Source organism: Chromobacterium alkanivorans, from assembly GCF_016937655.1.
In the GTDB taxonomy this organism is placed as follows: domain Bacteria; phylum Pseudomonadota; class Gammaproteobacteria; order Burkholderiales; family Chromobacteriaceae; genus Chromobacterium; species Chromobacterium alkanivorans.
The window spans coordinates 43,099-67,896 of the sequence record NZ_JAFHKL010000010.1 but is presented as its reverse complement, the minus strand read 5'-3'; the positions used below and the strand labels follow the sequence as shown (position 1 = coordinate 67,896).

Genomic DNA, 24,798 nt, shown 5'->3' with positions numbered 1-24,798 from the left:
ATTTCGAGCGGGCACTCACCGTGCAACGCTTCACCAAGCGCAGCAGACTTTGAACAGGTTCTAAGAGCCTGTTTACGATCTCGCGAGCAAGAGCGAGACAAGGCAAAAACGGCTGAGAAAGCGGAATGTACGAGCGGTACATGAGCATTTCGAAGCGGTTTTTAACGCCGTATCGCCGCAGCGCAGCAGATCGTAAACAGGTTCTAAGACAGCGGGCGCCGCGCCACCAGCAGGCTCAAGGGCATGCCGACACGGCGCGCCTGCCCGCCATCGCCCCAGGCGCGGGCGATGCGGCCGGAGGCGTCGTCCAGCACATGCTCGCCCAGAGTCTGTTTGCACAGCTTGCTGGCGGACAAAGTGTTGAGAAAGCCCAGATACTGCTCCAGCGTCCAATCGCACTCGATCGCCAGTTCCGGCGTTTCCAGCGCCGGCAGCGGGCAGCCCGCCGTGCTGTAGCCGTCCCACAGGATCTGGCAGCGGCTGGACCAGAACGGCTCGATGATGGAAGTCAAAATCGCCGCGGCGCGGTCCACTTCAGGGGAGACCCGGCATAAATGATAACCCCAGGCGGCGAACACCCCGCCCGGTTTGAGCACCCTCCCCACTTCCGGCCAGAACGACGGGAAATGAAACCAATGCAGCGCCTGCGACACCGTGATCAGATCGAAACTGGCGTCGTCGAAGGGCGTGACCTCGGCCGGGCACTCGCGGTAATACACCTGATTATGCGCCTCGGCCTGGCCCAGCTGCGCGGAGCTGATGTCGGTGGCGTCCACCCGCGCGAAGCTGTCTCCCAGCCTTACCGCGGTCTGGCCGTTGCCGGTTGCGCAATCCCAGGCTCGCTCATATTCGGAACACTGCGGCAATAGCCACTGATACAAGGCCTCCGGATACGCCGGGCGAAACCGGGCGTATAAATCCGAATACAGGCTGAAAGTAGCAACGGAATTGGATAGCATGTTCGCTCTCTACAATGGCTGTAGCTTTCCATTAGATGACAGCCTAGACCGTCATGTCCATTCGTCATAACAGACGTTCACAATATATTTCAGCCCAAGCGCATTCTCAAGCCGCTCGCGGCGCAACAGGCCGCCATTTAAGCACGCCCGCCGATAAAATGCTTATATCATAATCGACAGTCAATCACCAGTCGTCGCGACGGCGTCCGTCGCCGGATTTTCAAAGCGAACCAACGGAAATGAAACAGGCGGGAGATAGAGAAGCCAGCGCGCACGGCGGCCGGAAATGCAAAAAGCCCGCGATAGCGGGCTGATTGCAGTTCAAAGCGGGATTGTGGTGCCGGTAAGAGGAGTCGAACCCCCGACCTTCGCATTACGAATGCGCTGCTCTACCAACTGAGCTATACCGGCACATCACTCCGCCCTGAAGCAGAGCGCGTAATAATAAACAGTTTCCGTCGATTTGAAAAGGGGCGGCGACCATTTCTAAATCGCCGGTTTAATTTATCCGCGCGCCAATGCAAAAACCCTGAATTCAATGATTTGAATTCAGGGTTTTGAATCTGGTCGGAGTGAGAGGATTCGAACCTCCGGCCTCTACGTCCCGAACGTAGCGCTCTACCAGGCTAAGCTACACTCCGTTTTACTGCTTTCGGCGCTCAGCGCCGAGGAGCAGAAATTTACTACATCTGATGCTTTCTGACAAGCTTTTTCTATCTGACTGGTCGGAGTGAGAGGATTCGAACCTCCGGCCTCTACGTCCCGAACGTAGCGCTCTACCAGGCTAAGCTACACTCCGACGACCATCTCAAGCTTGTCTGAAAACCGCCCCGCTGCCGTGCTGGCTGCGGTACAATCTGTGGCATCAGAGGACGCGCATTATGGAACAAATATGTGGTTTAGGCAACTATCTTTTTACCGTTTGAATCAAGACGACGCCCCCGACAACGAACAGCTTTCCGCCGCTCTGGAAAAGCGTCCATTCCAGCACTGCATGGGGCTGGACTGGTTCAGCGAGGGCTGGGTGCCCGCCTCCGGCCATCTGGATGCGCCGGTTTACGCCGTGCGCGGCTGCCAGATGGTGTCGCTGCGCCGCGAGGACAAAGTACTGCCCTCGTCGGTGATCCGCGATTTCGTCGAATTGAAAGTCGCCGAGATCGAAGACAAGGAGTTGCGTAAGGTGGGCCGCAAGGAAAAGCTGGCGCTGAAAGAACAGATCACCGACGACTTGTTGCCGCGCGCCTTCGTGCGCAGCAGCCGGATGAGCGCCTATCTGGATACCCGCCGCGGCTGGTTGATGGTGGATTCGGCGGCCGCCAGCAAGGCGGAGGCGCTGGTCTCCAAGCTGCGCGAGGCGCTGCCTCCCTTCCCCGCCGCGCTGCCGCGCACCAAGATCGCCCCGCACACCGCGATGACGGACTGGCTGGCGGCCGGCGAAGCGCCGGCCGGCTTCGAGCTGGATTCCGATTGCGAGCTGAAGGACAGCGGCGAGAACGGCGCGGTGGTGCGCTGCGCGCGCATCGACCTGACCGCGGACGAAATCCGCCAGCACATCGCCACCGGCAAGCAAGTGACCCGGGTGGGCCTGATCTGGCAGGAAAAGATCCGCTTCCAGCTGACCGATATGCTGCAGTTGAAACGGCTGCAGTTCCTGGACCTGCTGCAGGACGAAGCCAGCCAGGCCGGCGACGATAGAGAAAGCCTGTTCGAAGCCACCTTCACCTTGATGAGCGAAGAACTGGGCGAACTGGTGGACGCGCTGGTTGCCGCGTTGGGTGGCTTGGAAGATGCGCCCAGCCCGGCCGCCGCCGCTCCGGCGACGGACAGCCGTCCCGCCGTCGTCGATGAAAACGCCGCGGAAGTGCCCTGGGATTAACGCCGTCCCGCCCCGCGAGCGGAGCGCTTGCGGGGCGGCACCCTCCCTTCTCCGCCCTCTCTCATCCCTTTCTCGGGCGACAAACCCACCCCATAGCAAGCAGCTAATTAAAAACAAAAAACAATCAATTTCACAAATATAGATCGCCAGGCGATACTCGGAACATCCCCACAACGGAGACCCCGATGAAAGCCGCAGACTGGCCAGCGTTCTGGCTGGAGTTGTGCGCCAATTTCGCTTGGCTGCAATAAACCGCGACGCCTTGGCGAATCCGCCCAACTGCCGCAGTCCGTCCCGCAATGCGCGACGCCGACGGCGCGCAACCGTCCTTCCCTCCAACGCTCCAAGCGAGAGCGTTTATTTTGACATTCAAATAGAAATGATTATCATTCAAACATAGGAGCGTCAAATGACCATGTACCGACAACAGCTGAGAAGGTTGAAACGGCAGCCATTGGCCAGCAGGCAAGGCAAGCGCAATTGGCGTCGCGTCGCGGGCTTCCTCATCTTCATCGCCGGCTGTGCCATCCTGCTTGGCGGATTAAGCTAAGCCCCCTGAACCAGCCGTCCCCTCGCAGGCTGGCCGTCTTCTCGCCAAATTATTTCCAACCAGTAAACAATAAAGCCAATAAACTGCGGTTTATCAGTGAATCGCCGTGGCTTAAGCTGAAGCCATCTCTTGAATGAAAGCTTCAGCCATGACCGCTCGCCTACCCGCGCTGTTCATCTCGCACGGCGCCCCCACCCTGGTGCTGGAAGACAGCCCAAGCCGCCACTTCATCGCCCGGCTGGGAACGGAGTTGCCGCGCCCGCGCGCCATCGTCATCGTTTCCGCGCACTGGGAAACCCGCGGCCTGGTAGTCAACCACAACCCGACCCCGGAAACCATTCACGACTTCTACGGCTTTCCCGAGGCCTTGTACCGCCTAAACTACCCGGCGCACACCGATGCGCCGCTGTGCGCGCGCCTGCATGAATTGTTCGCCGCCGCCGGACTTCCGGCGCAGAGCACCGAGCAGCGCGGCCTGGATCACGGCGCCTGGACGCCGCTGATGCTGATGTATCCGCAGGCGGACATTCCCATCGTCAATCTGTCGTTGCCGCACCAGGCCTCCGCCGCCGAGTTGATGCGCATAGGCGAAGCGCTGCGCCCGCTGCGCGACGAGGGCGTGCTGATCGTCGCCTCCGGCAGCTACACCCACAATTTGCGCGCGCTGGCGCCGGAAGGTTCGGAGCCGGCGCCGTGGGCGCTGGCCTTCCGCGACTGGCTGGACCGGCAGTTGGAGACCGGCGCGCATGAAGCCCTGGCTGACTGGCTGCGGCTTGCGCCCGACGCGCGCCGCAACCACCCCAGCGACGAGCACATCGCGCCTTTGTGGATTGCGCTGGGCGCCGGCGGCCGCGACGCGACGGCCGTCAAGCTGCACGACGACTGGCGCATGGGCAATCTGTCCATGGCCTGCTGGCGCTTCGACTAGTCGCCCTTTGTCGGCGGCTCGGCGTCCTCGTCCCGCTCCTCGTCGTCCCAGCCCAAGGGCTTGACCCCGGCCGGCAGATCCGGCGGCGGCTCGCGCCTGGCCAGCCGGATCAGGATGCCCAGCGCCGTCACCGCCGGCGCGGCGGCGATGACGATCCAGAACAGCGTGGAATGCATCAAGTCCATATCCGTTCCCATGCAAAACGCCCCGGCCTGAGCCGGGGCGCAATGGATTGCTTGGCGACGCTCAGCGTTGACGCAGCAAGCGCGCCGCGTCCAGCGCGAAATAGGTCAGAATGCCGTCCGCGCCGGCGCGCTTGAACGCGATCAGGCTTTCCAGCATGCACTTTTCCTCGTTCAGCCAACCGTTCTGGAACGCGGCCTTCAGCATCGCGTATTCGCCGGACACCTGATAGGCGAAGGTCGGCACCCGGAACGTGTCTTTCACCCGACGGATCACGTCCAGATAGGGCATGCCCGGCTTGATCATCACCGCGTCGGCGCCCTCCTCCAGATCCTGCGCCACTTCCTGGATCGCTTCGTCCAGATTGGCCGGGTCCATCTGATAGTTGTTCTTGTCAGCCTTGCCCAGATTGCCGGACGAGCCCAAGGCGTCACGGAAGGGGCCGTAGAAGCCGGACGCGTACTTGGCCGAATACGCCAGGATCTTGGTGTGGATGAAGCCTTCCTCCTCGAAGGCCTCGCGGATCGCGCCGATGCGGCCGTCCATCATGTCGGACGGGCCGAACATGTCCACGCCGGCCTCGGCGTGACAGAGGCCTTGCTTGATCAGGATCTCGGTGGTTTCGTCGTTGAGCACGTAGCCGCTGTCGTCCATCACCCCGTCCTGGCCGTGGATGGTGTACGGGTCCAACGCGCCGTCGGTCATCACCCCCAGCTCGGGAAAGCGCTTCTTCAACTCGCGCACCACGGTCGGCACCAGGCCTTCCGGGTTGTAAGCCTCTTGCGCGCTATTGTCCTTGCCCGACTCGATCACCGGAAACAGCGACAGCATCGGGATGCCCAGTTCCAGCGCCTGTTCGGCGGTGTGCAACAGCTTGTCCAGCGTCTGGCGCGGCGCGCCCGGCATCGACGGCACTTCCACCACCCGGTTCTGCCCTTCCATCACGAATACCGGATAGATCAGGTCGTTGGCGGTCAGCACGTTTTCACGCATCAGGCGGCGGGAGAATTCATCTTTGCGCATGCGGCGCATGCGAGTGGCGGGAAAATAGCGATTGGCGAAAATCATGACAATTCCATTAGAAGGATCAGCCCGGCCATTGTACGCCTGTTGCCGCCGCCCCGCAGCGGATGCCGGCCGGCAAAACAGAGTGTTCTGAATTTTGCACGCCCGGCTTGCCGACGACGCCGGATGCCGGCGCCGTCCGCATCCGCTCAGCCCTTGCGCGGCGCCAGCTTGTCTTCATCCGCGGGCTTGCCGGCCTGCGCCGCCAACTCCGCAGCCAGATTGTCCTCCGCGCGCCGTCCTTCCCAGTAAGCGGCATTGACGATGCCCAGCTTTTCCGGATGGAACACCGGGTCCAGCCCCTTCGCCTTCTGCGCCTCGTAGTCGCGCAGGCAGGCCAGCGCCGGCTTTTGCAGCAGGATGATGGCGATGATGTTAAGCCAGGCCATCAGACCCACGCCGATGTCGCCCAAGCCCCAGGCCAGATCCGCGGTCTTGACCGTGCCGTACACCGTCGCCGCCATCAGCGCGATCTTCAGCAAAAAGCTCAGCCAGGGCAGCTGAATCTTGCGGTTGATAAAGGCGATATTGGTTTCGGCGATGTAGTAGTAGGCGACGATGGTGGTGAAGGCGAAGAAGAACAGCGCCAGCGCGACGAAGATGGAACCGAAGCCAGGCATCATGCTTTCCATCGCGATCTGCACATAACCCGGACCCGCCGCCACGCCGGCGATGCCGGTGAACATGGCCTGCCCTTCCGGACCCTGCACATTGTATTGGCCGGTGATCAGCAGCATGAAGGCGGTGGCGGAGCAGACGAACAGGGTGTCGATGTACACCGAGAACGCTTGCACCAGTCCCTGCTTGGCCGGGTGCGACACCGCGGCTGCGCTGGAGGCGTGCGGGCCGGTGCCCTGGCCGGCTTCGTTGGAATACACGCCGCGCTTCACCCCCCACTGGATGGCTAGGCCGAGGATGGCGCCGAAACCGGCCTCCAGGCCAAACGCGCTCTTCAATACCAGCGCCATCACGCCGGGCAATTGCTCGATGTTCAGCGCGATGATCACGCAGGCGACGATGATGTAGCCCAAGGCCATGAAGGGCACCACCGCGCCGGCGAACAAGGCGATGCGCTTGACCCCGCCGAAGATGATGAAGCCCAGGATGATGGCCAGCACCGCCGCGGTGACGGTGGGCGCGATGCCGAAAGCGGTGTTCAGCGAGGCGGCGATGGAGTTGGCCTGCACGCCCGGCAACAGCACGCCGGTGGCGACGATGGTGGTGATGGCGAACAGCCAGGCATACCATTTCATGCCCAGCCCCTTCTCGATATAGAAGGCCGGGCCGCCGCGGTACTGGCCGTCTATCTTCTCCTTGTAGACCTGGCCCAGCGTCGATTCGACGAAGGCCGAGCTGGCGCCGAGGAAGGCCACCATCCACATCCAGAAGACGGCGCCCGGCCCGCCGAACGTGATCGCGGTGGCGACGCCGGCGATATTGCCGGTACCGACGCGGCCGGCCAGCGTCATCGCCAGCGCCTGAAACGAGGACACGCCGCTGGCGGTGCTCTCGGTGTTGAACATCAAGCGCAGCATTTCCTTGAAGTGGCGCAACTGCAGGAAGCGCGTGCGCACGGACAGGTAAAGACCCACGCCCAGACACAGGTAAATCAGCGCCGGGCTCCAGATGACGCCGTTGACGGCGTTGACCAGTTCATCCATGAAACTCTCCTTTGAGCGAAGCCGGATGCGCCGCGCCTGACGGCGGACGTCCGGATATTTTTATGTTTTCGCCCCGGAGCGGGGTTCCGGGGCCTCTCCAAGATAAGGCCGAAAACCGGAACCCTCCAGATAATTCATTTTAAAAAAACGCTCATTACAACAAGTTACCCAAAAACATTTGACCCGAAAAAACAATCGTGCGCGCATAAAAAAACGGCAAGCTCGCGCTTGCCGTTGTTGCCATGACGACCGCGATGGCCGCCGGGACCCGCTTAGAACCTGTTTACGATCTGCTGCGCTGCGTGGAGCGTTACACGGTGAGTACCGCTTCGAAATGCTCATGTACCACTCGTACATTCCGCTTTCTCAGCCGTTTTCGCCTTGTCTCGCTCTTGCTCGCGAGATCGTAAACACGTTCTTAGCCGAAGAAGTCCTTCAGCTTGTCCATAAAGGACTTGGAGCGCGGGTTGTGAGTCGCCACATCGCCCTGGCTGATGGCGTCGAATTCGCGCAGCAGCTCTTTCTGACGCTCGGTCAGCTTGACCGGAGTTTCCACCACCACGTGGCAGTGCAGATCGCCGTAATCGGTGCCGCGCACCGCCTTCACGCCCTTGCCGCGCAAACGATAGACGCGGCCGCTCTGGGTCTCCGACGAGATCTTGACCTTGGCCATGCCGTCCAGCGTGGGTATTTCCACTTCGCCGCCCAAGGCCGCGGTGGAGAAGGAGATCGGCATCTCGCAATGCAGATCCATGCCGTCGCGCTGGAACACCGCGTGCGGCTTGATGTGGGTGACCACGTAGAGATCGCCGGACGGGCCGCCGTTCTGACCGGGCTCGCCTTCGCCGGACAGGCGGATGCGGTCGCCCTCGTCCACGCCGGGCGGGATCTTCACGTTCAGCGTCTTGTTGGTCTTTTTCTGGCCCGCGCCGTGGCAGCTGGTGCAAGGATCGGTAATCTGCTTGCCGGTGCCGTGGCAGGTCGGGCAGGTTTGCTGGATGGAGAAGAAGCCCTGGCTCATCCGCACCTGGCCGTGGCCGCCGCAGGTGGAGCAGGTCTTGGGCTGGGTGCCCGGCTTGGCGCCGCTGCCGTGGCAGACTTCGCACTCTTCGTGTGAAGGGATGCGGATCTGCTTCTCGCAGCCGCGGGCGGCCTCTTCCAGCGAGATTTCCATGTTGTAGCGCAGGTCCGCGCCGCGATAAACGTTGGAACGCCCGCCGCCGCCGCCGCCGGAACGGCCGCCGCCGAAGATATCGCTGAAGATGTCGGCGAAATCGCCGAAACCGCCGAAGCCCGCGCCGCCGCCGGCGCCCGCCTGCGGATCCACGCCGGCGTGGCCGAACTGGTCGTAAGCGCCGCGCTTCTGGCTGTCGGACAGAATCTCGTAGGCTTCCTTGACCTCTTTGAACTTCTCTTCCGCTTCCTTGCTGTCCGGATTGCGGTCCGGGTGATACTTCATCGCCAGCTTGCGGTAAGCCTTTTTGATGTCGTCGTCGGAGGCGTCGCGGTTGACGCCCAACACATCGTAGTAATCTTTCTTGGACATGTTCCTGTCTCTCTCAAAATTCAGCCCGCTCGGGAGCAAGCTACCGAACGCGGCCGGCCACCATACGCCAATGACCGGTCCGAGCCGCGGAACTCTCCGGCGGGCCCGGCCCGGTCATCAGGCGTCAAGACATCGGCTGGCGATTAAGCCTTGTCTTTCTTCACTTCTTCGAACTCGGCGTCGACGACGTTGCCGTCTTCCTGCTTGCCCGCCTGCGCTTCCGCGCCGCCCTGCTGGGCACCAGCTTCAGCCTGCTGAGCCTGGGCGTACATGATCTCGCCCAGCTTCTGGCTGGCTTTGGCCAGTTCTTCGGTCTTGGCTTCGATCTCGGCCTTGTCTTCGCTCTTGGCCACTTCCTCGGCCGCCTTCACCGCGTCTTCGATCTTGGCCTTTTCGGCGGCGTCGATCTTGTCGCCGTGCTCGGCCAGCGATTTCTTCACGCTGTGGATCAGGCCTTCGGCCTGGTTGCGCGCGGTCACCAGCTCGTGCAGCTTCTTGTCTTCCTCGGCATTGGCCTCGGCGTCCTTCACCATTTGCTGGATCTCGGCTTCGGACAAGCCGGAGGAAGCCTGGATGGTGATGTTGGCCTGCTTGCCGGAAGCCTTGTCCTTGGCCGACACGTGCAGAATGCCGTTGGCGTCGATGTTGAATTCCACTTCGATCTGCGGAATGCCGCGCGGCGCCGGCGGAATGTCGCCCAGATTGAACTGACCCAGGCTCTTGTTGGCGGAGGCCTTCTCGCGTTCGCCCTGCAACACGTGGATGGTCACCGCGGTCTGGTTGTCGTCGGCGGTGGAGAACACCTGCGACGCCTTGGTCGGGATGGTGGTGTTCTTCTGGATCAGCTTGGTCATCACGCCGCCCAGGGTTTCAATGCCCAGCGACAGCGGGGTCACGTCCAAGAGCAGCACGTCCTTGCGGTCGCCGGACAGCACCGAACCCTGAATCGCGGCGCCCACGGCCACGGCTTCGTCCGGGTTCACGTCCTTGCGCGGCTCCTTGCCGAAGAACTCCTTAACCTTTTCTTGCACCTTGGGCATGCGGGTCTGACCGCCGACCAGGATCACGTCGGAGATGTCGTTGACCGACAGGCCGGCGTCCTTCAGCGCCACGCGGCACGGTTCGATCGAACGCTCGACCAGCTCTTCCACCAGGCTTTCGAACTTGGCGCGGGTAATTTTCATCGCCAAGTGCTTCGGACCGGTGGCGTCCATGGTGATGTAGGGCAGGTTGACCTCGGTCTGAGTCGCGCTGGACAGTTCGATCTTGGCTTTTTCAGCGGCTTCCTTCAGACGCTGCAGCGCCATCACGTCGTTCTTCAGGTCCACGCCCTGTTCGCGCTTGAATTCGGTCACGATGTAGTCGATCACGCGCTGGTCGAAGTCTTCGCCGCCCAGGAAGGTGTCGCCGTTGGTGGCCAGCACTTCAAACTGGTGTTCGCCGTCCACGTCGGCGATTTCAATGATGGACACGTCGAAGGTGCCGCCGCCCAGGTCGTACACCGCGATCTTGCGGTCGCCTTCCTGCTTGGACAGGCCGAAGGCCAGCGCCGCGGCGGTCGGTTCGTTGATGATGCGCTTCACTTCCAGGCCGGCGATGCGGCCGGCGTCCTTGGTGGCCTGACGCTGGCTGTCGTTGAAGTAGGCCGGCACGGTGATCACCGCCTCGGTCACTTCCTCGCCCAGATAGTCTTCCGCGGCCTTCTTCATCTTGCGCAGCACTTCGGCGGAGATTTGCGGCGGAGCCAGTTCCTGGTCGCGCACTTTGACCCAGGCGTCGCCGTTCTTGGCCTTCAGGATTTCGAAAGGCATCAGATCGATGTCCTTCTGCACTTCCTTGTCTTCGAAGCGGCGGCCGATCAGGCGCTTGGCGGCGTAGATGGTGTTGCGCGGATTGGTCACCGCCTGGCGTTTGGCCGGCGCGCCGACCAGGATTTCGCCGTCGTCCATGTAAGCGATGATGGACGGCGTGGTGCGAGCGCCTTCGGCGTTCTCGATCACTTTCGGGTTGCCGCCTTCCACTACCGATACGCAGGAGTTGGTGGTGCCCAAGTCGATGCCAATGATTTTACCCATGTCGAAGTTCCTTTATCTCAATTCGTTTCAGCGGCCATTTGCTCGATAGCGACCGCCTGTTGTCTCAATAGGTATTGGCTATGCCCATTATTTCAAGAGGAGCACGCCGCCCTTTTTTATGCTTTTGCCTTGGCCACCACCACCATCGCCGGACGCAGCACGCGGTCGGAGATCTGGTAGCCTTTTTGCATCACGCGCACGATGGTGTTGGGTTCGGCGTCGGCCTCTTCCGCGCTCATCGCCTGGTGCTGATGCGGATCCAGCTTGTCGCCGGCCTGGGGAGCGATGTCCTTGATCTGCGCCTTGTCGAAGGCGGAGACCAATTGCTTCAGCGTCATGTCCACGCCCATCTTCAGCGTGTCGATCTGGCCGCTCTGGTCCAGCAAGGCCATTTCCAGATAGTCCTTCACCGACACCAGCTCGCCGGCGAACTTGCTGATCGCGTACTTGTGCGCGGCGGCCACGTCTTCCTGCGCGCGGCGGCGCTGGTTTTCCAGATCGGCGCGGGCGCGCAGCAGCGCGTCCTTCAGTTCGGCCACTTCCGCGTCCAGAGCGGCGATCTGCTGCTCCGCGCTCAGCTCTTGCTCTACGGCCTGCTCCGCCACCGTCGCGTCGATATTGTCATTGTCCACGGCGTCTGCCGCGATGTTTTGCTTGTCCTGCATGGCGATTCCTCGGATTTGGATTCAGCGGTACGAATAGTCCCGACTCAAGGTAGGGGCTTCGTCGCGGAATTCAAGTCCCGAGAACGACTGAACGGCGTCAGACCGCCGTATTTGGGCTCCAGCGCGCCGATGTGCGTTTGCGGACTTTTATTTTCAAAAAGCAAACGCTTGAGCGAGCTGCAATATTCGTTTTAGGAAAGTTGCTGTTAGCTTTTGAAAATCAACAATTTTCTTTGTGCTGCACTGCACACAAGCCATTTTTTTTGTGCTAATAATTGAGCCACACCCGCAAGTGCACCGCCGGGCGGCCCCTATCCACGGGCTTGGCGCGGCGGGCATGCCGAGCCGGCGCCATGAGGGCCGACCGCAAGAAAATCCGGAAAAACCGGATGGAACTGATCGCTTAATGAGGACGCCGGCGTCTGTCGGCGCGCACAGAAACGTATCGAGAAGGGTTTTAGCATGACGACTCGCGAACAACGCATTGCAGCCATCCAGAAAGACTGGAACGAGAACCCCCGCTGGAAAGGCATCAAGCGCGGCTACAGCGCCGCCGATGTGGAACGGCTGCGCGGCTCGCTGCAGATTGAGTACTCGTTGGCGCGCAACGGCGCGGACAAGCTGTGGGGCCTGCTCCACAGCGAGCCGTACATCAACTGTCTGGGCGCGCTGACCGGCGGTCAGGCCATGCAGCAGGTCAAGGCCGGCGTCAAGGCCATCTATCTGTCCGGCTGGCAAGTTGCCGCCGACAACAACGAATACTCGGCGATGTATCCGGACCAGTCGCTGTACCCGGTGGACTCGGTGCCCAAGGTGGTGGAGCGCATCAACAACGCCTTCACCCGCGCCGATGAAATCCAGCATTCCAAGGGCGTGGCTCAAGGCGACGCCGGCTTCATCGACTACTTCGCCCCCATCGTGGCCGACGCCGAAGCCGGCTTCGGCGGCGTGCTGAACGCCTATGAACTGATGAAGGCGATGATACGCGCCGGCGCCGGCGGCGTGCACTTCGAGGACCAACTGGCCTCGGTGAAGAAATGCGGCCACATGGGCGGCAAGGTGCTGGTGCCGACCCAGGAAGCGGTGCAGAAGCTGATCGCCGCGCGCCTGGCCGCCGACGTCTACGGCGTGCCCACCCTGGTGATCGCCCGTACCGACGCCGAAGCCGCCGATCTGTTGACCAGCGACTGCGACGAGCGCGACCGTCCCTTCCTGACCGGCGAACGCACCGCGGAAGGCTTCTACAAGACCAAGAAGGGCCTGGAGCAGGCGATCAGCCGCGCCATCGCCTACGCCGACTACGCCGACCTGGTCTGGTGCGAAACCGGTACCCCGGACCTGGAGTTTGCGCGCAAGTTCGCAGAAGCGGTGCACGCCAAGCATCCGGGCAAGCTGCTGGCCTACAACTGCTCGCCGTCCTTCAACTGGAAGAAGAACCTGGACGACGCCACCATCGCCAAATTCCAACGCGAGCTGGGCGCGATGGGCTATAAGTACCAGTTCATCACTTTGGCCGGCATCCACAACATGTGGTACAACATGTACGATCTGGCGCAGGATTATGTTGCCCGCGGCATGTCCGCCTATGTCGAGAAAGTGCAGGAGCCAGAGTTCGCCGCTCGCGAGCGCGGCTACACCTTCGTGTCCCACCAGCAGGAAGTGGGCACCGGCTACTTCGACGACGTCACCACCGTGATCCAGGGCGGCCAGTCCAGCGTCACCGCGCTGACCGGCTCCACCGAGGAAGAGCAGTTCCACTAAGCCGCGGCTCAAGCCGAGAAAACGCCCACGAAGCCGTGGGCGTTTTTATTTGGCAGACGCGGCAAAAACCCCGCCATTCGAATGTGCGACTCGCGACTCCGGGAGCGCGGCGAACCGCCGGGATTGTTTAATTCAGCTAAATAATTAATTCATCCGGCGACGCTTTTTCAATTCATCCTCATCGCCAATACTTGGCAAAGGCCTGCCGCGCGGCAGGCCTTTCTCAATTCACGGCAATATGAAAGGCCCGCCATGGCAAAAGTCGTCGTTGTTTACCACTCCGGTTACGGTCACACCCAGCAAGTGGCCCAGCATGTCGCCGCCGGCGCCGGCGCGCAGCTGCTGGCCATCGACGCCGAGGGCAATCTGCCCGCCGGCGCCTGGGACCTGCTGAACAGCGCCGACGCCATCATCTTCGGCTCGCCCACTTATATGGGCAGCCCAAGCTGGCAGTTCAAGAAATTCGCCGACGCCAGTTCCAAAGTCTGGTTTACCCGCGGCTGGCAGGACAAGGTGTTCGGCGGCTTCACCAATAGCGCCAGCCTGAACGGCGACAAGCAGGTATCGCTGATCTATCTGCAAACCCTGGCCTCCCAGCACGGCGGCCTGTGGGTCAGCCTGGGCCTGCTGCCCAGCAACGCCAAGAACGCCAGCCGCGAGGACATCAACAATCTGGGCGGCTCGGTGGGCCTGCTAGTGCAGTCGCCGTCAGACGCCAGCGTCGACGAAATCCCGCAAGGCGACCTGGACACCGCCAAGGCCTACGGCCAGCGCGTGGCCGGCATTGCCGCCAAGCTGCGCGGCTAAGCACCGGTTTACGACCTGCTGCGCGCCGTAAAAAGACAAAGGGGGCCAACGGCCCCCTTTCTTGCATCGATGCTCGTCGCTCAGCCGCGCGCGGCCAGCCGGTCCAGCAGCTTCTGGTGAATGCCGCCGAAGCCGCCGTTGCTCATCACCAGCACCTGATCGCCCGGGCGCGCCGCGTCAACCACCGCCTGCAGCAGCGCGTCGAAGTCGTCGAAGGTCTGCGCCCGCTCGCCCAGTTCGGCCAGCGCCTCGCCGGGGTTCCAGCCCAGATTGGCGGCGGAGCAGAACACTAGGTCGGCGTCGGCCAGCGACGCCGGCAGCGCCGCCTTCATCGTGCCCAGCTTCATGGTGTTGGAGCGCGGCTCCAGCACCGCCAGGATGCGCGCGCCGCCCACCTTGTGACGCAGGCCGGCCACGGTGGTGGCGATGGCGGTGGGGTGGTGGGCGAAGTCGTCGTACACCGTGACCCCGGCCGCCACGCCGCGCACTTCCATCCGCCGCTTGACGTTCTGGAAACGCGACAACGCGTCGATGGCGACGCTCACCGCCACGCCGACATGGCGGGCGGCGGCGATCGCCGCCAGCGCGTTCAGACGGTTGTGCTCGCCCATCAGCTCCCAGCGCACCCGGCCCTGGATCTGGCCGTTGAACAGCACGTCGAAATGGCCGTTGGCCTCCGCCTCGCCCGCTTGCCAGCCGGCGTCCGCGCCGAAGCGCTCCACCGGCGTCCAGCAACCGCGCTCCAGCACCCGGTCCAGGCTGGCCTCGCGGCCGTTGCTGACGATCAGGCCCTGGCCCGGCACCGTGCGCACCAGGTGGTGAAACTGGGTTTCTATCGCCGCCAGATCGGCGAAAATGTCGGCGTGGTCGAACTCCAGATTGTTCAACACCGCGGTGCGCGGCCGGTAGTGAACGAATTTGGAGCGCTTGTCGAAGAAGGCGGTGTCGTACTCGTCGGCCTCAATCACAAAGAAGGGACTGACGCTGGCCGCGTCCTGGCGCGGCGCGCCGGGCAGGCGCGCCGACACGCCGAAGTTCTGCGGAATGCCGCCGATCAGGAAGCCCGGCGCCAGGCCGGCGTCCTCCAGTATCCAGGCCAGCATCGAGCTGGTGGTGGTCTTGCCGTGAGTGCCGGCCACCGCCAGCACCCACAAATCCTTGAGCACGTTTTCCGCCAGCCACTGCGGACCGGAAATATAAGGCAGGCCGCGGTTGAGGATCTCTTCCATCAACGGCTTGCCGCGCGTCACCACATTGCCCACCACGAAGATGTCCGCGCCGATGTCGGCCTGTTCCGCGCCGAAGCCCTGAATCAGTTCGACGCCCATGGCCTCCAGCTGGGTGCTCATCGGCGGATAGACATTGGCGTCGCAGCCGGTCACCTTGTGGCCGGCCTGTTTGGCGATAGCGGCGATGCCCCCCATGAAGGTGCCGCAGATGCCCAGGATATGGATGTGCATAGTTCGGTTCAGCGTATTGAAAACGGCAAAACGGCAAGCATACCGGAAAGCGGCCGCCGCCGACATCCAGGCTCGCAAGCCGCGGCGCGGCCGGCCGCGCCTGTCCTTCGGATCAGCCCACTCCGACAAAACATGACATTAGGCTTAAACGGCGTCGATCTGGAACTAGGCTGAATTGGCTGCCCCGCAATTGTCCGTGGGCAAACACGCCAACTCGGAGACCAAGATGAATATGCTCACCGCTCGCCTCGCTCCCGTTCCGCTAGGCCTCGCCGCGCTGCTGCTCGCGGCGACCGGCCACGGCGAAGACCTCCCGCAGATAGACAACCCGCCGCGGCTGCTGGCCATCCCCGCCGCCCTGCTTCGCGCGCCGCTGGAGCTTGACCAGCCGCAGGCCGCCCCGCGTGAAGTCGCTTACGATCTGGACATCCGCTATCGCTACGGCTGGATTCGCAACCCTTCGCTGGAACGCCCCGGGCAGATCCATTACGACAAGGTGGCGCTGCGCAGCTACCTGCCCGGCGCGCTCAGCCCAGCCCCGACGCCGACATCCTCCCAGCCCAGCGCCACGCCCTTCATCGCGCCGCTGATCGAGGTCTACCCCGGACAGACCGTGCGCATCAGCCTGAACAACAAGCTGGACCACGACGCCGACGGCAAGCCCATCCGCGATCCCAGCTGCACCGATCAGGGCGGCAGCGCCAATCAGCCGCACTGTTTCAACGGCACCAATCTGCATACCCACGGGCTCTGGATCAATCCGGCCGGCAATAGCGACAATGTGCTGATCTCCATCAATCCCGGCGTCAGCTTCCAGTACGAGTACAACATTCCGCCCGACCACCCGGCCGGCACCTTCTGGTATCACACCCATCGCCATGGTTCCACCGCGCTGCAGGTGTCCAGCGGCATGGCCGGCGCGCTGATCGTGCGCGGCACTCGGCAGCCCACTCCGCAACAGAACGGCGACATCGACACCCTGTTGCAGCCCTATGCCGGAGCAAGTTTCCGCGAGCGGGTGCTGGTGTTCCAGCAAATCCAGTACGCCTGCCGCTTCAAGGCCGGACAAAACAAGGGCATGATCAAGACCTACGGCAACACTTCCACGCCGCCCAACGAGGAGGACCAACGCTACCGCTGCGACGACGGCGATACCGGCGGCATCGAGGGCTACGATCAATTCGGCCCCAAGACCTGGCAAGAATCCGGCCGCTACACCAGCATCAACGGCGTGGTATTGGGCCAGATGATGCAGGCGCGGGCCGGCGACGTGGAGCGCTGGAGAATGGTTCACGCCGGCGTGCGCGACACCATCAATTTGAAACTGCGCCGGCTCAGCGCCGGCGCGCCGCCGCTGGCCGGCCTGTTAGCCAAACAGATGGACGGTTACGTCAACGACTATTGCAGCGGCGCGGAACTGAACCTGCCCTTGATCGCCGCCGACGGCCTGACCATGGGCAAGGCGCAAACCCGCAACAGCGTGGTGTTCCAGCCCGGCTACCGCTGGGACGCGTTGGTTTCCTTCCCCAGCGCCGGCAAGTACTGCCTGATCAACGACGTCAAGGTCAGCAGCACCATAGACCGCTCGGCGCCGTCGGCCCGCTTGCTGGGCGTGGTGGACGTTGCTCCCGGCCAGCCCTCGCGACCTTTGCAGGAGGTACTGACCGGCGCCGCCCGCGCCCACTTCCCGCCCGCCGTCGCCAACAAGGTCAGCGCGGAACTGCGCAATGGGATGAGGCTGAGCAGCTTTGTGCCGCATCCCGACATAGACCCCAAGGAAGTGACCGGCGCCCAGACGCTGACGTTCAACATCGACGTATCCCAACCCGGCGCCGCCTTCTTCCAGGTGGACGGCAAACCCTATGCCGGCGAGCGCATAGACCGCACCCTGAAACTGGGCGGCGTGGACGAGTGGACGCTGCGCTCCGACTTCGTCAGTCACCCCTACCATATCCACGTCAACCCGTTCCAGATCGTCAAGATAGTAGATCCCAAGGGCAACGACGTCAGCGCGGAAGGCGCGCCGGATTCGATGGACCCGGGCGATACCCAGTACAGCGGTCTGAAAAACGTCTGGAAAGACACTTTATGGGTGAAAAACCTCAAGGCCAGCAATGACCCGAAGGTCGCCGCGGCCGGCCGTTACACCATCACCATCCGCACCCGCTATCAGCGCTATATCGGCGACTTCGTGCTGCATTGCCACATCCTGGACCACGAGGACCAGGGCATGATGCAGAACATCCGCATCGCGCTGCCGGACGGCAAGGGCGGCACCGCCTTTGGCCATCATTGAGCGGCCCGTCATGAAAAAAGCCCGCGACAGCGGGCTTTTTCACGAGAGGCGGCTGACTCAGAAGAAAATCAGCGTCATCAGCACGAACAGCGGCAGCAGGATGGCGCAGGACCAGCCCAGATAGCCGAAGAAGCTCGGCATCTTCACATGGCGGTGTTCGGCGATGGCCTTGACCATGAAGTTGGGCGCGTTGCCGATATAGGTGTTGGCGCCCATGAACACCGCGCCCATGGAGATCGCCAGCAAGGTGTCCGCCATCGGGCCCATCAGTACCTGAGCGTCGCCGTGGGCCAGATTGAAGAACACCAGGTAGGTGGGCGCGTTGTCCAGGAAGCTGGACAGGATGCCGGTCATCCAGAAATACATCGTGTTGACCGGCTGGCCGTTGGCGTCGGACACCATGTGCACCAGGCCGGCCAGATGGCCGTCGGCGCCGGCGCGCAGGATGGCGATCACCGGGCCGATGGTGATGAAGATGCCGGCGAACAACTTGCCCACTTCCAGGATGGGATCCCAGTTGAATTCGTTGCCGGCGCGCACTTGCTTGGGGGTGATCCACAGCGAGGCGAAGGCCAGGCCGATCAGAGCCAGATCTCGGATGATGTTCTGCAGCTCCACCTGCGTGCCCATGATGTCGAAGCTCACGCCCGGCTTCCAGATGCCGGACATCAATACCGCGGCGACGATGCCGGCCAGCAGGAACAGATTGCGCTTGCCGTGCAGCTTGATCGGCTTGTCCTTGGAGCGGTCGATTTCCGGCAGCGTGCCCGCCTGCGCTTCCTTCTTGAAGAGATAGCTGTCCAGCGCGTAGAAAATGGCCAGCAGCGCCAGCGACAACACCAGCACCGGCAGCGCCATGTGCTGCACCGTCCAGCCGAAGCTGACGCCCTTGAGGAAGCCGAGGAACAGCGGCGGGTCGCCCAGCGGGGTCAGGCCGCCGCCGATATTGGCCACCAGGAAGATGAAGAACACCACCACGTGCACATTGTGCTTGCGCTTTTCATTGGCGCGCAGCAAGGGGCGGATCAGCAGCATCGCCGCGCCGGTGGTGCCCATGATGGATGCCAGCGCGGTGCCTATCGCCAGTATGGCGGTGTTGAGCTTGGGCGAGCCGTGCAGCGAGCCCCAGACCAGAATGCCGCCGGACACGGTGTATAGCGAGAACAGCAGCACGATGAAGGGAATGTATTCGGCGAACAGCGCGTGGACGATCAGCGCCATCGAGGTGCCCAGGCCGTAGGCCACGGCGAAGGGCGCCAGGAACAACACGGTCCAGACCGCGGTGATCTTGCCGAAGTGATGGTGCCAGATGCCCGGCGCGAATATGGGGAACAGCGCGATGGACAGCAAAATGCCGGCAAACGGCAGTCCCCAGGCCAGGCTCAGCGTGGCGCCGTCCAGTTCGGCGGCTTGCGCCAGCGCCGGCAGCAGGGCCAGCGCGGCGGCGCTAAAGAGTGTTTTGGTCATCTATCTTCCCGAGGGGCATGACGCCCATTGATAAAAGCGCCATCGCCTGCGTCAAGTCTGGCTTGGGCAGGCTATGCAAAGTGTGGATTCCGGCGATATTGTTGAAGCGACGCGGCAGCCGGATGCCGTTGCGCTGACGCTTTCTAATATCAGACCTCAGCGAATCTCGTCTCCGCGGGAGCGGCGCGTCCGCTTGGGGCCAAAATGGTTACAAAGCGTTACATCGTCCCATAACTCTGGCAGTCCGGACAAGGAAAACCGGCATCGGAACCAAGCGTTTTGCGCGATTGCCACGCTAATTAAGCATTTGATGAAACAAGGCCGGCGGCTCCGTGCCGCCGGCCCTGGGTTAGAACCGGTTCAAAGTCCCGCGGACAACGCCGCTCAGCGCTGAATGAACTCGATCTTGTAGCCGTCCGGGTCCTCGACGAAGGCGATCACCGTGGTGCCGTGCTTCATCGGGCCGGCTTCGCGGCTCACCTTGCCGCCCTTGGCCCGCACCATGTCACAGGCGGCGTAGGCGTCCGGCACTTCGACGGCGATGTGGCCGTAGCCGCTGCCCAGTTCGTAGGACTCGGTGTCCCAGTTGTGGGTCAGCTCCAGCACCGTCTGCTCTTCTTCCGCGCCGTAGCCGACGAAGGCCAGGGTGAAGCGGCCGTCCGGGTAGTCTTGCCGGCGCAGCAACTTCATATCGAGCACTTCCTGGTAAAACGCCAGCGAGCGCTCAAGATTGCCCACGCGCAGCATGGTGTGTAGTAAACGCATCATTCTTCTCCTTAGAACCTGTTCACGATCTGCTGCGCGTCGGCGATACGGCGTTGAAACCGGCTTCAAAATGCTCATGTACCGTATGTACACTCCGCTTTTTCAGCCACAACGCCTTGTCTCGCTCTAGCTCGCAAGATCATGAACCGGTTCTTTATTCATTAATCAAAATGGAACAGCCCGGCGCCGTGCAGCTTCAGCCAGCGCCGCGCCGCCTGCCAGTCCGGGTACAGGCGCGCGGTCTCCGCCCAGAAGGCGGGCGAGTGGTTCATGTGTTCCAGATGGGCCAGCTCATGGGCGATCACATAGTCCAGCACCGCCGGCGGCGCTTGCAGCAAGCGCCAGTTCAAGCGGATCATCCCGGCCGCGGTGCAACTGCCCCAGCGCGTGCGCGCCGACGACAACTGCAGGCCGCTGGGCTGGCGCCGGCAGCCGCGCGCCAGTTCCGCCATCCGCGCCGGAAAACGCAAGGCCGCCTCTCGCTTGAAGAAACGGCGCACCGCCTGCTTCAAGGCGGCCGCGTCGCCGTCGCCGATGCCGGTAACAATCAAACCGTCCGCGCTCAGCCTGGCCGTGCGCCGCGCGCCGGCCGCCAGCACGATGGGCAGGGCCTCTCCCCGCCAGCGCAGCTGGCTCAGATCGTCGGCTTGCCGCCGCGCCTGTCTTTGCCGCGCCACATGGCCGGCGATCCAGTCGCGACGCTCCAGCAACACTTCGCGCAGGCGGGCGGCGCTGACCGCCGGATGGGCCACCAGCTCCACCCTGCCCGCGCTGACCCGGATGCCCACGCTCTTACGCGGCCGCCGGGTCAGCACCACGTCCACCTCGCCGTCAGGCAGCGGCAGACGCAGCCAGACGCTTGCGCTTTTCATCCGCGTCCGCGAACGGGCCGACGCCGCCGATCTCGCGCTGACGCGCCTCGATCCACTGCTCGGCTTCCTTCATCATCGCCTCCGGCCCCAGCTCTTCGCCCGGCACGATGGGCTTGCCCACCACCACGGTGATTTCGCCGGGATACTTCAGGAAGGCGTTGCGCGGCCAGAACTCGCCGGCGTTGTGAGCCACCGGCACCAGCGGCATGTCGAACTGCTTGGCCATGCGCGCCGCGCCCAGCTTGTATTTGCCCACCGCGCCCGGCTTGGTGCGAGTGCCTTCCGGGAACACCGTAATCCAGAAGCGGTGGCGCTTGCGCTCCAGGCCCTGTTCCAGCAGACGCTGGTTGGCGTTGGCACGGTCGGAGCGGTTGATGATGATGGGGTTCATCAGCACCAGGCCCCAGCCGAAGACCGGAATCCAGGTCAGCTCGCGCTTGGCCACGTACACCTGCCACGGGAAGATCTTCTGCAAGGCCAGCGTTTCCCAGCCGGACTGGTGCTTGGAACAGATCACCGACGGCTGCGCGGGCAGGTTCTCCGCGCCCAGCACCTTGTATTTCAGGCCGATCACGTGCTCCAGCATCCACAGCAGGCTCAGGGCCCAGCTGACGCCGAACACGTGGCGCGCGCGGCGCGGCAGCGGCGCGGACAGCAGCAGCAGGAAGAAGAACAGCGGCGTGATGACGATCAGCACCAGCCAGTACAGCAGGTTACGAAGCCATAAACTCAGCATGCTTGGAACACTATCCTTTTCTGAACTCAACGTTCGCGGGAATCAATCAGATATTCCGCGGCGTCGTACAAATCGTCGAACACCAGGGTGCCGGCCGGCAATTCGCCGTCGGCCAGCGTCTTGGCGCCCTTGCCGGTCTTGACCAGAATGGGCAGGCCGCCCACCGCCGCCACCGACTCCAGGTCGCGCCGGCTGTCGCCGATCAGCGGCAAGCCGTCCAGCTTCACATTGAAGCGCTCGGCTATCTCCAGCACCATGCCCGGCAGCGGCTTGCGGCAATCGCAGCCGGCGCTGGGGCCGTGCGGACAGAACAGCACCGCGTCGATGCGGCCGCCGGCCTGGCCCACCAGCCGGTGCATTTTCTCATGCATGGCGTTGAGCGCCTGCATGTCGAACAGGCCGCGGCCGATGCCGGACTGATTGGTGGCCACCACCACGCGCCAGCCGGACTGGGTCAGATTGGCGATCGCCTCCAGGCTGTGTTCGATCGGCACCCACTCCGCCGGCGATTTGACGAAATCGTCGCGGTCCTCGTTGATCACGCCGTCGCGGTCGAGAATGACTAGTTTCACGGTTTTCCCCGTCTAGAGCGCCGGGGCGGCCGCGGCCGCCCCATCGGATCACTCCGCCAGCAGCGAGATATCCGCCACGCGGTTGAACAAGCCGGCCAGACGCGCCAGCAAGGCGATGCGGTTGTTGCGCACCGCGGCGTCGTCCGCCATCACCATCACGCCGTCGAAGAAGGCGTCCACCGGCGCGCGCAGCGAGGCCAATTGGGTCAGCGCGGCGGCGAAGTCGCGGGCGGCGAACTTGCCGTCCACCTGCGGCGCCAATTGCTCGACGGCGGCGAACAGCGCCTGCTCGGCCGCCTCGCTCAGCAGCGCCGGATTCACCGCGCCCACTTCGCCTTCGGCCTTCTTCAGGATGTTCTTCACCCGCTTGTTGGCGGCGGCCAGCGCGGCCGCTTCCGGCAGCGCCTTGAAGGCGGCCACGGCGGACAGCACCGCGCGCACTTCCGCCAGCCGGCTCGGCGCCTGCGCCAGCACCGCGTCGATCTCGTCGCCCTTGTAATCGGCGGCGAGGAAGTTCTTCAGGCGGTCCATCATGAAGCCGAACACCTCGTCGGCCACGGCGGCGGACAGCTTGCCGGCCGGGAAGGCGGCGGCGACGATGTTCAACAACGCCCTCAGGTCCAGGTCCGCTTCCAGCGCCATGCGCACCACGCCCAGCGCGGCGCGGCGCAAGGCGAACGGGTCCTTGTCGCCGGTGGGGATCAGGCCTATGCCCCAGATGCCGACTATGGTCTCCAGCTTGTCCGCCAGCGCCACCGCGGTGGCGATCTTGCCTTCCGGCAGCGTGTCGCCGGCGAAGCGCGGGTGGTAATGGCCTTCGATGGCGGCGGCCACTTCGGCGTGCTCGCCGTCGTGCTGGGCGTAGTACATGCCCATCACGCCCTGCAGCTCGGGGAATTCGCCCACCATGTCGGACACCAGATCGGCCTTGGCCAGATAGGCGGCGCGGGCAGCCAGCGCGGCGTCGGCGCCCAGCTCATGGGCGATGGCGCCGGCGATGCTCTGCAGGCGCTCCACGCGCTCCAGCTGCGAGCCTATCTTGTTGTGGTAGACCACATTGGCCAGCCGCGGCAAACGGCTGTCCAGCCGCGCCTTCTGGTCCTGCTCGAAGAAGAACTTGGCGTCGGACAGACGCGCGCGCAGCACGCGCTCGTTGCCGCCGACGATGAAGGACGGATCGGCGGTTTCCAGGTTGGACACCAGCAGGAAGCGGTTCATCAGCTTGCCGGACGCGTCCAGCAGCGGGAAATACTTCTGGTTCTGCTGCATGGTCAGGATCAGGCATTCCTGCGGCACGCGCAGGAATTCGGCTTCGAAGCCGGCTTCCAGCACCACCGGCCATTCCACCAGGCCGGTCACCTCGTCGAACAAGGCCTCCGGCGCGGCGATGGTGGCGTTCAGGCGGGCGGCGGCCTCGGCCAGCTTGTGGCGGATCAGTTCGCGGCGCGCGTCGAAGCTGGCCACCACCTTGCCGGACTCATGCAGGGTGCGGGCGTAAGCGTCGGCCTTGGCCACCGTCACCTCCCCCTCGGACAGGAAGCGATGGCCGCGGGTATGCCGGCCGCTTTGCAGGCCCAGCACCTCGCCCGGCACCACCGCGTCGCCGTGCAGCATGATCAGGCCGTGCACCGGGCGGACGAACTGCACGTCCAGGCTGCCCCAGCGCATCAGCTTGGGCGCCGGCAGCTTTTTCAGCGCCAGCGCCACCACCTCGGCCAGCACCGCGGCCAGCGGCTGGCCCTGCTTGACGCTCTCGTAGGCGTACACGTCCTGCTTGCCGTCGCTCATCGTGGACAGCGCGGACACTTCCACGCCGCAGGAGCGGGCGAAACCGGCCAGCGCCGGCGTGGGCTGGCCGTCCTTCAGGCCGGCGGCCACGGCCGGGCCCTTGCGGGTGATTTTCTGGTCCGGCTGCAAGGCGGCCACATCGGCCAGCTGCACCGCCAGGCGGCGCGGCGAGGCGTAGACCGTCGCCTCGGCGTCGGCCGGCGCGAACTGCATTTTCTTCAATTCGTCGCCAATGGTCTGGGCAAAGCTGGCGGCCAGCTTTTCCAGCGCTTTGGGCGGCAGCTCCTCGGTGAGCAGCTCAATCAGCAATGTCTGGTTCATATTCACTCTAAAACTTAACGCTTGGCGGACCCGGCGGCTTCGCAGATCACCTTCATCATGGCGTCGGCGACCGATCCCTGATACACGGGCTGCCATTTCCAGGCGTGACGCGGCACTGGAAACATGGTTGAGAACAGGTGCCTGTTGTTGCGATCGAAATAATCGGAACTGACAAACACGTACTGGTACTTGCCGCAGTCGGCGTAACCGACGCTGCGGCGGATATTGAATTTCAGCTTGTAGCTTTTCTCGTACTGGACCTTGTCGAACCGTTCCTGGTTGACGAAGTGCAGCAGTCCGTCCTGCCCCAGCCACAGCGAGTTGCCGTCAATCGCCAGTTGCAGCGCCTTGCCGTCCTGATACGCCACCCAGTCGGCGGCGGGCTCGGCCAGCGCCGGCAGCGCCAGCGCGGCGCACATGCATGCGAAAAAGGCCTTCATGCGCA

At 63.4% G+C, this 24,798-nt stretch carries 21 protein-coding genes and 3 tRNA genes; 6 read left to right on the top strand and 18 right to left on the bottom strand.

What is annotated here, in order from left to right:
• Positions 1-203: 203 nt before the first annotated feature.
• The 4 genes from JW897_RS17615 to JW897_RS17600 all read right to left on the bottom strand — a co-directional run bounded on the left by JW897_RS17615 (position 204) and on the right by JW897_RS17600 (position 1,758).
• Positions 204-959 carry a class I SAM-dependent methyltransferase gene (locus JW897_RS17615; RefSeq protein WP_205467097.1) on the bottom strand — a complete coding sequence of 252 codons (756 nt, stop codon included), beginning with the start codon at positions 957-959 and terminating at the stop codon, positions 204-206.
• 335 nt (positions 960-1,294) lie between these two features.
• Positions 1,295-1,370: transfer RNA gene (locus tag JW897_RS17610), tRNA-Thr, on the bottom strand.
• A 153-nt stretch (positions 1,371-1,523) separates the two neighbouring features.
• Positions 1,524-1,600, bottom strand: a tRNA-Pro gene (locus JW897_RS17605).
• An 81-nt stretch (positions 1,601-1,681) separates the two neighbouring features.
• Positions 1,682-1,758 (bottom strand) — tRNA-Pro (locus JW897_RS17600).
• Between the two features lie 93 nt (positions 1,759-1,851).
• On the opposite strand from JW897_RS17600, the gene JW897_RS17595 reads away from it, so the two are divergent.
• The 3 genes from JW897_RS17595 to JW897_RS17585 all read left to right on the top strand — a co-directional run bounded on the left by JW897_RS17595 (position 1,852) and on the right by JW897_RS17585 (position 4,313).
• Positions 1,852-2,835, top strand: coding sequence for a recombination-associated protein RdgC (locus JW897_RS17595; protein ID WP_205467096.1), 984 nt, complete (start codon positions 1,852-1,854; stop codon positions 2,833-2,835).
• 409 nt (positions 2,836-3,244) lie between these two features.
• Positions 3,245-3,385 (top strand): hypothetical protein, encoded by a 141-nt coding sequence (locus JW897_RS17590; protein WP_156187906.1) that lies wholly within the window; start codon positions 3,245-3,247, stop codon positions 3,383-3,385.
• 148 nt (positions 3,386-3,533) lie between these two features.
• Positions 3,534-4,313 (top strand): DODA-type extradiol aromatic ring-opening family dioxygenase, encoded by a 780-nt coding sequence (locus JW897_RS17585; protein WP_205467095.1) that lies wholly within the window; start codon positions 3,534-3,536, stop codon positions 4,311-4,313.
• Here the strand turns inward: JW897_RS17585 and JW897_RS17580 are convergent.
• The 6 genes from JW897_RS17580 to grpE form a co-directional block, all read right to left on the bottom strand.
• Positions 4,310-4,498, bottom strand: coding sequence for a hypothetical protein (locus JW897_RS17580; protein ID WP_205467094.1), 189 nt, complete (start codon positions 4,496-4,498; stop codon positions 4,310-4,312). The two genes, JW897_RS17585 and JW897_RS17580, sit on opposite strands and share 4 nt — an antisense overlap.
• Before the next feature lie 61 nt (positions 4,499-4,559).
• Positions 4,560-5,564, bottom strand: coding sequence for a porphobilinogen synthase (hemB, locus tag JW897_RS17575; RefSeq protein ID WP_043591896.1), 1,005 nt, complete (start codon positions 5,562-5,564; stop codon positions 4,560-4,562).
• A 146-nt stretch (positions 5,565-5,710) separates the two neighbouring features.
• Complete coding sequence (locus JW897_RS17570; RefSeq protein ID WP_205467093.1) at positions 5,711-7,222, bottom strand: alanine/glycine:cation symporter family protein; 1,512 nt, start codon at positions 7,220-7,222, stop codon at positions 5,711-5,713.
• Positions 7,223-7,640: 418 nt separating this feature from the next.
• On the bottom strand, positions 7,641-8,768 hold the full coding sequence (dnaJ, locus tag JW897_RS17565; protein ID WP_048415034.1) for a molecular chaperone DnaJ: 1,128 nt from the start codon (positions 8,766-8,768) through the stop codon (positions 7,641-7,643).
• A gap of 143 nt (positions 8,769-8,911) precedes the next feature.
• Entirely contained in the window at positions 8,912-10,843 is a 1,932-nt protein-coding gene (gene dnaK / locus JW897_RS17560; RefSeq protein WP_048415035.1) for a molecular chaperone DnaK, read from the bottom strand.
• Positions 10,844-10,959: 116 nt separating this feature from the next.
• Positions 10,960-11,508 (bottom strand): nucleotide exchange factor GrpE, encoded by a 549-nt coding sequence (gene grpE / locus JW897_RS17555; protein WP_048415036.1) that lies wholly within the window; start codon positions 11,506-11,508, stop codon positions 10,960-10,962.
• 462 nt (positions 11,509-11,970) lie between these two features.
• Between grpE and aceA the strand changes: the two genes are divergently transcribed.
• Both aceA and JW897_RS17545 read left to right on the top strand, forming a co-directional pair.
• Positions 11,971-13,269, top strand: coding sequence for an isocitrate lyase (aceA, locus tag JW897_RS17550; protein ID WP_019101049.1), 1,299 nt, complete (start codon positions 11,971-11,973; stop codon positions 13,267-13,269).
• 252 nt (positions 13,270-13,521) lie between these two features.
• Entirely contained in the window at positions 13,522-14,076 is a 555-nt protein-coding gene (locus JW897_RS17545) for a flavodoxin family protein (protein ID WP_048415037.1), read from the top strand.
• Positions 14,077-14,156: 80 nt separating this feature from the next.
• Here JW897_RS17545 and mpl read toward each other — a convergent pair whose 3' ends face one another.
• Positions 14,157-15,536, bottom strand: a complete 1,380-nt coding sequence (gene mpl / locus JW897_RS17540; protein ID WP_205467092.1) for a UDP-N-acetylmuramate:L-alanyl-gamma-D-glutamyl-meso-diaminopimelate ligase — start codon at positions 15,534-15,536, stop codon at positions 14,157-14,159.
• 226 nt (positions 15,537-15,762) lie between these two features.
• Here mpl and JW897_RS17535 point away from each other — a divergent pair, with 226 nt between their 5' ends.
• A complete protein-coding gene (locus JW897_RS17535) occupies positions 15,763-17,832 on the top strand; it encodes a multicopper oxidase family protein (protein ID WP_205467091.1) in 2,070 nt (689 codons plus the stop codon).
• Positions 17,833-17,889: 57 nt separating this feature from the next.
• Here JW897_RS17535 and JW897_RS17530 read toward each other — a convergent pair whose 3' ends face one another.
• The 7 genes from JW897_RS17530 to JW897_RS17500 form a co-directional block, all read right to left on the bottom strand.
• Complete coding sequence (locus tag JW897_RS17530; RefSeq protein ID WP_205467090.1) at positions 17,890-19,299, bottom strand: sodium:proton antiporter; 1,410 nt, start codon at positions 19,297-19,299, stop codon at positions 17,890-17,892.
• A gap of 384 nt (positions 19,300-19,683) precedes the next feature.
• The gene (gloA, locus tag JW897_RS17525) at positions 19,684-20,064 is read right to left on the bottom strand and encodes a lactoylglutathione lyase (RefSeq protein WP_048415040.1); all 381 of its coding nucleotides are present in this window, start codon (positions 20,062-20,064) and stop codon (positions 19,684-19,686) included.
• Between the two features lie 161 nt (positions 20,065-20,225).
• Positions 20,226-20,936 carry a M48 family metallopeptidase gene (locus tag JW897_RS17520; RefSeq protein ID WP_240352272.1) on the bottom strand — a complete coding sequence of 237 codons (711 nt, stop codon included), beginning with the start codon at positions 20,934-20,936 and terminating at the stop codon, positions 20,226-20,228.
• Positions 20,896-21,672, bottom strand: coding sequence for a lysophospholipid acyltransferase family protein (locus JW897_RS17515; RefSeq protein WP_205467089.1), 777 nt, complete (start codon positions 21,670-21,672; stop codon positions 20,896-20,898). Before JW897_RS17515 ends, JW897_RS17520 begins: the two co-directional genes overlap by 41 nt.
• Positions 21,673-21,698: 26 nt before the next feature.
• Positions 21,699-22,244 (bottom strand): D-glycero-beta-D-manno-heptose 1,7-bisphosphate 7-phosphatase, encoded by a 546-nt coding sequence (gene gmhB / locus JW897_RS17510; RefSeq protein ID WP_019103520.1) that lies wholly within the window; start codon positions 22,242-22,244, stop codon positions 21,699-21,701.
• 48 nt (positions 22,245-22,292) lie between these two features.
• The gene (gene glyS, locus JW897_RS17505) at positions 22,293-24,353 is read right to left on the bottom strand and encodes a glycine--tRNA ligase subunit beta (protein WP_205467088.1); all 2,061 of its coding nucleotides are present in this window, start codon (positions 24,351-24,353) and stop codon (positions 22,293-22,295) included.
• Positions 24,354-24,367: 14 nt separating this feature from the next.
• Positions 24,368-24,793 (bottom strand): surface-adhesin E family protein, encoded by a 426-nt coding sequence (locus tag JW897_RS17500; RefSeq protein ID WP_240352271.1) that lies wholly within the window; start codon positions 24,791-24,793, stop codon positions 24,368-24,370.
• Positions 24,794-24,798: the final 5 nt, after the last annotated feature.

What these genes read in the sequence shown, in the direction of transcription:
- JW897_RS17615 (WP_205467097.1), bottom strand. Translation starts at nt 959, where the DNA reads ATGCTATCCAATTCCGTTGCTACTTTCAGCCTGTATTCGGATTTATAC.
- JW897_RS17595 (WP_205467096.1), top strand. Translation starts at nt 1,852, where the DNA reads ATGTGGTTTAGGCAACTATCTTTTTACCGTTTGAATCAAGACGACGCC.
- JW897_RS17580 (WP_205467094.1), bottom strand. Translation starts at nt 4,498, where the DNA reads ATGGACTTGATGCATTCCACGCTGTTCTGGATCGTCATCGCCGCCGCG.
- JW897_RS17570 (WP_205467093.1), bottom strand. Translation starts at nt 7,222, where the DNA reads ATGGATGAACTGGTCAACGCCGTCAACGGCGTCATCTGGAGCCCGGCG.
- JW897_RS17590 (WP_156187906.1), top strand. Translation starts at nt 3,245, where the DNA reads ATGACCATGTACCGACAACAGCTGAGAAGGTTGAAACGGCAGCCATTG.
- JW897_RS17530 (WP_205467090.1), bottom strand. Translation starts at nt 19,299, where the DNA reads ATGACCAAAACACTCTTTAGCGCCGCCGCGCTGGCCCTGCTGCCGGCG.
- gloA (WP_048415040.1), bottom strand. Translation starts at nt 20,064, where the DNA reads ATGCGTTTACTACACACCATGCTGCGCGTGGGCAATCTTGAGCGCTCG.
- JW897_RS17520 (WP_240352272.1), bottom strand. Translation starts at nt 20,936, where the DNA reads ATGAAAAGCGCAAGCGTCTGGCTGCGTCTGCCGCTGCCTGACGGCGAG.
- aceA (WP_019101049.1), top strand. Translation starts at nt 11,971, where the DNA reads ATGACGACTCGCGAACAACGCATTGCAGCCATCCAGAAAGACTGGAAC.
- dnaJ (WP_048415034.1), bottom strand. Translation starts at nt 8,768, where the DNA reads ATGTCCAAGAAAGATTACTACGATGTGTTGGGCGTCAACCGCGACGCC.
- JW897_RS17545 (WP_048415037.1), top strand. Translation starts at nt 13,522, where the DNA reads ATGGCAAAAGTCGTCGTTGTTTACCACTCCGGTTACGGTCACACCCAG.
- hemB (WP_043591896.1), bottom strand. Translation starts at nt 5,564, where the DNA reads ATGATTTTCGCCAATCGCTATTTTCCCGCCACTCGCATGCGCCGCATG.
- JW897_RS17500 (WP_240352271.1), bottom strand. Translation starts at nt 24,793, where the DNA reads ATGAAGGCCTTTTTCGCATGCATGTGCGCCGCGCTGGCGCTGCCGGCG.
- glyS (WP_205467088.1), bottom strand. Translation starts at nt 24,353, where the DNA reads ATGAACCAGACATTGCTGATTGAGCTGCTCACCGAGGAGCTGCCGCCC.
- JW897_RS17515 (WP_205467089.1), bottom strand. Translation starts at nt 21,672, where the DNA reads ATGCTGAGTTTATGGCTTCGTAACCTGCTGTACTGGCTGGTGCTGATC.
- grpE (WP_048415036.1), bottom strand. Translation starts at nt 11,508, where the DNA reads ATGCAGGACAAGCAAAACATCGCGGCAGACGCCGTGGACAATGACAAT.
- JW897_RS17585 (WP_205467095.1), top strand. Translation starts at nt 3,534, where the DNA reads ATGACCGCTCGCCTACCCGCGCTGTTCATCTCGCACGGCGCCCCCACC.
- mpl (WP_205467092.1), bottom strand. Translation starts at nt 15,536, where the DNA reads ATGCACATCCATATCCTGGGCATCTGCGGCACCTTCATGGGGGGCATC.
- dnaK (WP_048415035.1), bottom strand. Translation starts at nt 10,843, where the DNA reads ATGGGTAAAATCATTGGCATCGACTTGGGCACCACCAACTCCTGCGTA.
- JW897_RS17535 (WP_205467091.1), top strand. Translation starts at nt 15,763, where the DNA reads ATGAATATGCTCACCGCTCGCCTCGCTCCCGTTCCGCTAGGCCTCGCC.